Consider the following 3,927-nt stretch of genomic DNA (forward strand, 5'->3'; position numbering starts at 1 on the left):
TCGCCGATCTCGACAGCCAGGCCGGCGATGGCGATCTGGGCGCCAGCATGGTGCGTGGCGCCGAAGCAATCCGCGCCCTGTCCGAGACCGCCTTCAATACACCCGAATCCGCCTGCGCGGAGATCGGGGACGCGCTCCGGCGCGCCATCGCCGGGAGTTCGGGCCCATTTTATGCTGTAGGGCTTGTTCGCGCCGCCAGCGCCCTGCAGGGTAAGGCCGAAGCCTCGGCCCGGGACTGGTCCGCTGCCTTCTCTGCCGCGGTCGATGCTGTCGAGCAACTCGGTGGCGCTCGGGTCGGAAACCGTACAATGATCGATGCCCTGCGTCCGGCTGCCGATGCCTTGGCGAAGGGCCTTGCTGACGGCGCCGAGCCTCTTCACGCATTCCAAGCCGCTGTCACAGCCGCACAATCCGGCGCCGATGCAACCGCCGAGATGCAACCCTCGCTCGGACGTGCAGCGTATCTCGGCGATCGTGCCAAAGGCGTGAAGGACGGGGGCGCTGTCGCAGTCTCACTGTGGCTCAAGGCCATTTCGGACGAGATTGCCAGGTCTCGGGAACAGAAAGGAGGACCGGGGAATCTGCCCGGTTGAGTAAAGTCCGGGACCGGCGGAGCACAGGTGGTCAACGGCATGAATGCGATCCGGCTTACCGTCGCCGCGAACGAGAAGCGCGCTGTCGGCCACACGATGCATGAGGCCTGGTTCGACGTCACGGCCGAGGATGCCGTCATTGCCGCTTTCGAACACATGGATGCCGAGGGGTCGATATCCTGATCAACATGCCGGCATCCAGGCGGTGCGCGCCACGTTCGCGCTCCATCCGGGCAGCCAAGGGCGGCATCAATCTCCTGACGCGTTCGATGGCAGCCAGATCATCCGCGTCGACGGCGGAATGCTCCCCGTTCTTGAGAGGCGTCGAAGGAGCGACCTTGAGCGCGCGCCGCTGCTTTCCGATCTCGGGCTTCAGTTCAGGTCCATCGCAGGTCTGCTTCTCCCGCGTTCGCAGGAACAGCAGACCTTCCGCAATTGCACCGCGTTTTTGTCATATCCCGCGGTGCAGGGACGGCGGCTTGGCATACTTGCTATATACGGGAAATATATAGGACAGTTTGCCCTGCTATAAGTTCTTAATAGCGGATCTGGTTTTGAATCCGCAAAACGGACGGCGTCACATTTGTCGGAGGAAGCAGAGATGAGCGACATGATCGATTTTGCCACAGGCGCGCCGGGCATCGGCTCCAGGTGGACGTCGAGCGCCAAGAGCGGGGTTGGCACCGCGCTTTCGGTGGCTTCGCCGGTCTGGTTTACGCTGAGCCACGGGATTCTCAACGAGATATATTATCCCCGCGTCGACAGCGCCTGCACCCGCGATTTCGGTTTCCTCGTAACCGGTCCGGATGGCTATTTTTCCGAGGAAAAGCGCGATTGCGAGCAGGAAACAACGCCGCTTGAGGATGGCGTTCCGGCCTTTTCGATCGTCAACACCGCCCTTGATGGCGCCTACCGGATCAGAAAGCAGATCATCAGCGATCCGGCGCGGGCTGTCGTCCTCCAGCGCATTTCGTTCAGCGCGCTCAAGGGCAGGACCCGCGATTACCGGGTGACCGCGCTTCTGGCGCCGCATCTGGTCAATGCCGGTGCGTCGAACTCCGCCTGGATCGGCGAGTTCGAGGGCGCACCGGCGCTGTTTGCCAGCGGCCGCTCCCGCTATCTGGCGCTGGTATCAAGCGCGCCGTGGCGGGCAATGTCCGCCGGTTTCGTCGGAACGTCGGATGGCTGGCAGCAATTGTCCCGGCATGGACGGCTCGTCGACCAGTACCAGCGCGCCGATGACGGCAATGTGGCGCTGGCCGGCGAGATCGATTTTTCCGGCGGCGATGGTTCCGTGGTACTGGCGCTCGGTTTCGGCCAGACCGAACACGAAGCGGCGGCCGCAGCCACGCGGAGCCTGAAGGACGGCTTCGACCACGCTCTGGATAAATTCATAACCGGCTGGCGGAAGTGGCAGGACGGTCTGGTCCCGCTCGATCGCAAGGCGGAAGACGGGATCAACGCCTATCGCGTCTCGACGGCGGTGCTGGCGACCCACCGGGCGTCGGACCGGCCCGGCGCCGCGGTTGCCAGCCTGTCGATCCCCTGGGGCTATTCGAAAGGCGATGACGATCTTGGCGGCTACCATCTTGTGTGGCCGCGCGACCTGGTCGAGACGGCCGGCGGCTTTCTGGCCGCAGGCGACGCGAAAGAGGCGCTGGCGATCCTCGATTATCTGCGCGAGTTACAGCAGCCCTCCGGCCGCTGGGCGCAGAACTTCTGGCTCGACGGCAAGCCCTACTGGCATGGCGTCCAGATGGACGAGTGCGCCTTTCCGATCCTGCTTGCCGACATGTTGCGGCGTCAGGGCCATCTGAACAGCAAGACGATCCGCCGCTTTCTGCCGATGATCAAGAGCGCCGCCGGCTATATCCTCGCCAATGGTCCCTCCACCGGAGAAGACCGCTGGGAAGAGGACGGCGGATACAGCCCGTTCACGCTCGCGGTCGAAATCACGGCCCTGCTGGCCGCTGCCGATATTCTGGAAGCCGAGGGCGAAGAGAAAGCGGCCAACCATCTGCGCGAGACGGCCGATTGCTGGAACGAGCAGATCGAGAAATGGACCTTCGAGGGCGATCCGGACCTGTGCCGGGCACTGGACATCGCGGGCTATTACGTCCGCATTGCCGCGCCCGGGGCAACGGATGCCGCCGGACCGGCTGGCGAAACGCCGATCCGCAACCAGACGCCCGACCGTTCGATCATGGCGAGCGATGCCGTGATCAGTCCGGACGCGCTGGCGCTGGTGCGCTTCGGGCTGCGCGCGGCGGACGATCCTCATATCGTCGATACCGTCAAGGCCATTGACCACACGCTGCGGAGTGAACTGCCGCAAGGCCCGCTCTGGTACCGCTACACCGGCGACGGTTACGGCGAGCACGAGGACGGCCGGGCATTCGACGGTATCGGTCAGGGGCGGCCCTGGCCCTTGCTGGCCGGCGAGCGCGCCCACTACGAGCTTGCCGCCGGCCGAACCGATGCGGCCAAGGCGCTGCTTCAAACGCTTGAAAAATCCGCCAATGCCGGCGGGCTGCTCCCGGAGCAAAGCTGGGATGGCCCCGACATGCCGGACCGCGAGCTCTATTTCGGACGGCCCTCGGGCAGCGCGATGCCGCTGGTCTGGGCGCATTCGGAGCATATCAAACTGCTGCGCTCGCTCGCCGATGGCGCCGTGTTCGACATGCCGCCGCAGGGCCGGGCCCGGTATATCGACAAGCAGACAGCATCAAGAATACGGATCTGGCGGTTCGACAACAGGCTGGCCACGATCCCGGTCGGCAAGAATCTCAGGATCGAACTGGCGGATGCGGCCACCATTCACTGGAGCGCCGATGGCTGGGCCACCGTCAAGGACATCAAGACGAAGCCATCGGGGCTCGGGACCCATTTCGCGGATCTGCCATTGAAGGGCGTGGAACCCGGACATGCCGTGGTCTTCACTTTCTTCTGGCCGGAAAGCGGAGAGTGGGAGAATGTAGATTTCACCGTTCGCGTCGGCGAGTAGAGCGAACCAGCACAGGAAACGGAGTTTGGGCATGCAGATTGGAATGATGGGTCTTGGACGTATGGGCGCCAACATGGTGCGGCGTCTCATGAAGGACGGCCATGAATGCGTCGTCTATGACGTCAACGCCGACAATGTCGCCGCGCTGGTGAAGGAAGGCGCGGTCGGCGCCAGTTCCGTCGAGGACCTTGTCGCCAGGCTGGAAAAGCCCCGCGCGGTGTGGATGATGCTGCCGGCGGCGATCACGCCGCGGATTGCCCGCGACCTTGCGGGCAAGCTCGAAAAGGGGGATGCCATCATCAATGGCGGCAATTCGCACTATCGCGACGC

General features: G+C 64.0%; 4 protein-coding genes. All 4 read left to right on the forward strand.

All coding sequences use genetic code 11. The annotated features are described in order from the left end of the window. Positions 1 to 593 (forward strand): DAK2 domain-containing protein (locus AC5DC2_RS20680; RefSeq protein WP_491699845.1); only part of this gene is annotated, 593 nt, incomplete at its 5' end. Between the two features lie 27 nt (positions 594 to 620). Further along, on the forward strand, positions 621 to 776 hold the full coding sequence (locus tag AC5DC2_RS20685; protein ID WP_491699846.1) for a hypothetical protein: 156 nt from the start codon (positions 621 to 623) through the stop codon (positions 774 to 776). A 418-nt stretch (positions 777 to 1,194) separates the two neighbouring features. Next, entirely contained in the window at positions 1,195 to 3,597 is a 2,403-nt protein-coding gene (locus AC5DC2_RS20690; RefSeq protein ID WP_491699847.1) for a glucan 1,4-alpha-glucosidase, read from the forward strand. A gap of 31 nt (positions 3,598 to 3,628) precedes the next feature. After that, positions 3,629 to 3,927 (forward strand): NAD(P)-binding domain-containing protein (locus tag AC5DC2_RS20695; protein ID WP_491699848.1); only part of this gene is annotated, 299 nt, incomplete at its 3' end.

Source organism: Martelella sp., from assembly GCF_984369615.1.